The organism is Aporhodopirellula sallentina SM41 (assembly GCF_000346505.1).
Classification (GTDB): domain Bacteria; phylum Planctomycetota; class Planctomycetia; order Pirellulales; family Pirellulaceae; genus Rhodopirellula; species Rhodopirellula sallentina.
This window is the reverse complement of the sequence record NZ_ANOH01000440.1, coordinates 1-3,679: the sequence shown is the minus strand read 5'-3', so window position 1 is coordinate 3,679 and position 3,679 is coordinate 1. Positions and strand designations below refer to the sequence as shown.

The window sequence follows — 3,679 nt, the reverse complement described above, 5'->3', positions numbered from 1 at the left end:
GAGTCGGGGCAAAGTGCAGCGTGGAGAGCGGCGTTGCGAGGACGCGGTTGGCCTCTTCCGGGAACGGGCTCGCCAGGTTGCCGGTTCGCAGACCGGCTTCGACGTGTCCGGTCGCGATGCGGCGGTAGAAACACGCCAGCGACGCCATCAAAACCGTCGTGGTGTCGCCCTGAACGAGAGCGAAATCGGGAGTTTCTTGTTCTAATAATGCGTCAATTTTTGTCATCAGTTTTGATGAAAGTGACGCGAGCGTCTGTCCCGGCGTCATCACCTCGAGGTCATGATGCACGGGAATTTGGAAGATTTCGACCACCTGATCGAGCATTTCGCGGTGTTGGCCGGTCGACACCGACATCAATTCAAAACGGTCGTCGCTGGCCAACGCGGTGACAATCGGGGCCATTTTGATGGCTTCGGGGCGGGTGCCAAAGAAGACCGCTATTTTTGGACGATTCACGGATTAAACTGTTCGGCTCAATGGAGGGGGACGAGGTATTTTCGGGCTCGTAGTCTGATTGTCGCGACCATGACGCTCAACCCAAATTCTGTTTGCTTCTGATGATGATTGTTGTATGACCACTTATCTCGTTACCGGATGTGCCGGTTTTATCGCCAACGAAGTCGCCTCGCAGTTGATCGAGTCGGGGTCGAAGGTTGTCGGAATCGACAACGTCAACGACTACTACGACGTGCGTTTGAAAGAGCATCGTTTGGAGCGATTGCAGGCGTATGGGCCGGAGCAGTTCGAATTTGTTCGTGGTGATATTGAAAACCAGGAAACGTTGGAGGAATTGTTCGAGCAGCACTCATTCGACGGAGTGTTGAATCTCGCCGCGCGAGCGGGGGTTCGCTACAGCATGGAGAACCCACATGTCTACATGACGACCAACGCGATGGGCAGTTTGAACCTGCTCGATCAGATGCAGCGTCACGGGGTCAAGAAATATGTCTTGGCCTCGACCTCGTCGCTCTATGCGGGCCAACCGATGCCGTTTGTCGAAACGCTGCCGGTCAACACACCGATCTCGCCCTACGCGGCGAGTAAGAAAGCGGCCGAGGCGATGGCGTTTGCCTATCACCATCTCTATGGGATCGACGTTTCGGTTTGTCGCTACTTCACCGTCTACGGACCGGCAGGCCGTCCGGACATGTGTATCTTCCGATTCATCAAATGGATCGATGAGGGAACACCGATCGAGTTGTTCGGCGACGGGGAACAATCCCGTGACTTTACCTACGTGTCGGACATCGCGTCGGGAACCATTGCCGCTCTCAAACCGGTCGGCTACGAGATCGTGAACCTCGGCGGCGGTGGTACCCCGGTTTCACTCAACACCATCATCGCGATGCTCGAAGAGCGACTCGGCAAGAAAGCGAAGGTCGACCACAAAACATTCCACAAGGCGGATATCAAGATCACCTCGGCCGACATCACGAAGGCTCGCGAACTGCTCGGATGGACGCCAAAAGTCGACTTGGACGAAGGCATCGACGCGTCGGTCGATTGGTATCGCGAGCATCAACCTTGGTCGGGACAACTGCAACTGCCGTAGTGCATGCGAGGCGGATCGCACCGAGGTCTGACGAAGTGTCTGGATCGATGTTTGCCGCAGGAGTCCGTGATGGTTCCGAGCGGGATCAGGGCCAGCTTTGAGTTGGGGTGAGGACGGGTCTAGACGTTTGCTGTCCGGACGCGAATACTTTCGGGGCGACGGCGGGGGTTGTCCCTGCCCCCGTTTTATTCCGGCCCCTTTCACATTCGGATACCGCCTGATGTGTTGTTCACGTGTTTTTAGACCTCTCATCGTCATTATCGCGTCAATCGCGTTGTGTCTGACGGCCTCATGTTTCGAGAGCCTGCACGCTGAAACGGCAGTCGTCCGCCATCAACCGACTCCGGCATCGCAGCGGGTGCTGTACCGTCGGGTGCCGCTGCCGAAGATTCCGCCGGGAACTCGCTTTGCAGAAAAGCCACCGGAGGACTGGTCGAATCTGATTTCGTTCGTGCGTGGCAAACTGTCCAGCGGTGATGTGGATGCCGTGTCGGATACGGTGAAGTACTACAGCGAAATCTTCAACTTGGTCATGCTCGCCAATACCGATCGGAACGCGGAGGGCGATTACGAACTCGATCAAGTCGCGGTCGGCTTTTCGATGAAGATCAACGGGGTCAACACGATTGTCACGTCCGACACCCAAGCGGAACTCGGTGGCGATCTGTCGATCATCGGTCGCAGCGTTTTGGACGGAAACGTCGAGTCGTTGTCGAAAGTCGAGCAGGTGGCGCGGACGAAGAACAGCATGGTCTTTGATGCACCCGCGATCATCCTGCGAAATGGCGAACACCGCGACATGGTCGTGCGCTACTACATCTGGGTATTCCCAGAAAATGGAAACATCGGAACACTCGTGTGGTTGCTCGACCCCGGTTCGGATGAGTCCACCTTGCGTGTCGCCGATACGACGATCCAATTGTTGCCGCCGAACATGCACGAAGATCGAGTGATGAACGTGGATTCCGACAAGTTCAACCTGTTGGGAATCCCTAAAAAGGACGCCTTCGCGTTGGTGCAAATTCCGCAAGGTGTCGCGTTCGAGATGGACGACGCCATGAAAGCGGTCGCAGCAGAGAAAAACTACACACCGAAATCTTTCGCAAGCTTGACCAGTGCGGTGGCGTCGACGTTGAAAACAGGCAAGAAAGAATAACGGTTCGAACCGAAGAACTATCCGTTTGGGATTTTGATGGCGAAGAGAAAAACAGAGGTCCGGTTACGTACTCACGGCATTTATTCAAAGTGGGAGTCTGGTTCCAAAGACCTGCCCCGGTTGCAGGAGGTGACGACCGATGTTCCTGCGGTGGTCGATGTTGAGTTCGGGTTTGTGGTGAACATCAAAAATGCGAAGAACCAAGAGTTGTACTTTTGCATCGACCATCCGGGGATTCGCGACGACCTAGGCAAACGTCGAGCACCCTTCGACGGGACCGTTTATGTGAAGACCAATGATTGGGACTTCTATCTCGGCGATACGGTCTGGGAGCCGATCGCGGACAAGATCGGTGAGTGGCGGATGTGGCTCGAACTCGACGGGAAAGTGATTGCGGAGAAAACCTTCTCGCTCTCGTCGGCCACGTAGGAAAGCGTTCGTCGGTGGTTACCGGTTTCAGTGCTGAGCGGAAAGTAGCTGGGTAGAAAACCATCAGCCTAACGACGTTAGTCTCGGTTAACACGAAACAACCGAAACCAACTCCCGCCGGCAACGCAATCTACCGAGGCGTTCGGATCGCTATATGGAAGCCCGTCACGTTGCGTCTTTCATAACGTGCCTAGCCTCGCGTTTCAGTGCTGACGAAACACACGGACGTAGTCGACCACGGCTCGAGACATCTCTCGCAATTTAGGTGTGTCGGATACAAACGGGCCTTCGGTACGACCGTCGCCTTGATTCGGATCCCATGCGTTCGGTTTGAACTCCATGGTCAACAGGATCATCATATCGACCGGGTCGGTAGGGATATTCTCGGTGAATGTGTAATACAGTTTCCCGTCGACGTAGCACTTCATCGAGTCTCGCGACCATTCAACGCCGTATTGATGAAACTGTTTGTCGGTGACATCAACGTATGCGGTTGGTCGAGGACGCGAGGCGGCATTGAACTGCTGTGATTCGGATCCGG

At 55.2% G+C, this 3,679-nt stretch carries 5 protein-coding genes; 3 read left to right on the top strand and 2 right to left on the bottom strand.

Going from position 1 to position 3,679, the window contains the following annotated elements:
• Positions 1–457 (bottom strand): UDP-N-acetylglucosamine 2-epimerase (locus tag RSSM_RS28485; protein WP_008688026.1); only part of this gene is annotated, 457 nt, incomplete at its 3' end.
• A gap of 115 nt (positions 458–572) precedes the next feature.
• On the opposite strand from RSSM_RS28485, the gene RSSM_RS28480 reads away from it, so the two are divergent.
• From RSSM_RS28480 to RSSM_RS28470, 3 genes are all read left to right on the top strand, one after another.
• Positions 573–1,553 carry an SDR family NAD(P)-dependent oxidoreductase gene (locus tag RSSM_RS28480; RefSeq protein WP_008688024.1) on the top strand — a complete coding sequence of 327 codons (981 nt, stop codon included), beginning with the start codon at positions 573–575 and terminating at the stop codon, positions 1,551–1,553.
• Positions 1,554–1,773: 220 nt separating this feature from the next.
• A complete protein-coding gene (locus RSSM_RS28475; protein WP_008688022.1) occupies positions 1,774–2,709 on the top strand; it encodes a hypothetical protein in 936 nt (311 codons plus the stop codon).
• A gap of 36 nt (positions 2,710–2,745) precedes the next feature.
• Entirely contained in the window at positions 2,746–3,138 is a 393-nt protein-coding gene (locus tag RSSM_RS28470; protein ID WP_044303909.1) for a DUF3859 domain-containing protein, read from the top strand.
• Positions 3,139–3,341: 203 nt separating this feature from the next.
• Here RSSM_RS28470 and RSSM_RS28465 read toward each other — a convergent pair.
• A partial coding sequence (locus RSSM_RS28465) for a glycoside hydrolase family 16 protein (RefSeq protein WP_008688018.1) occupies positions 3,342–3,679 on the bottom strand: 338 nt, incomplete at its 5' end.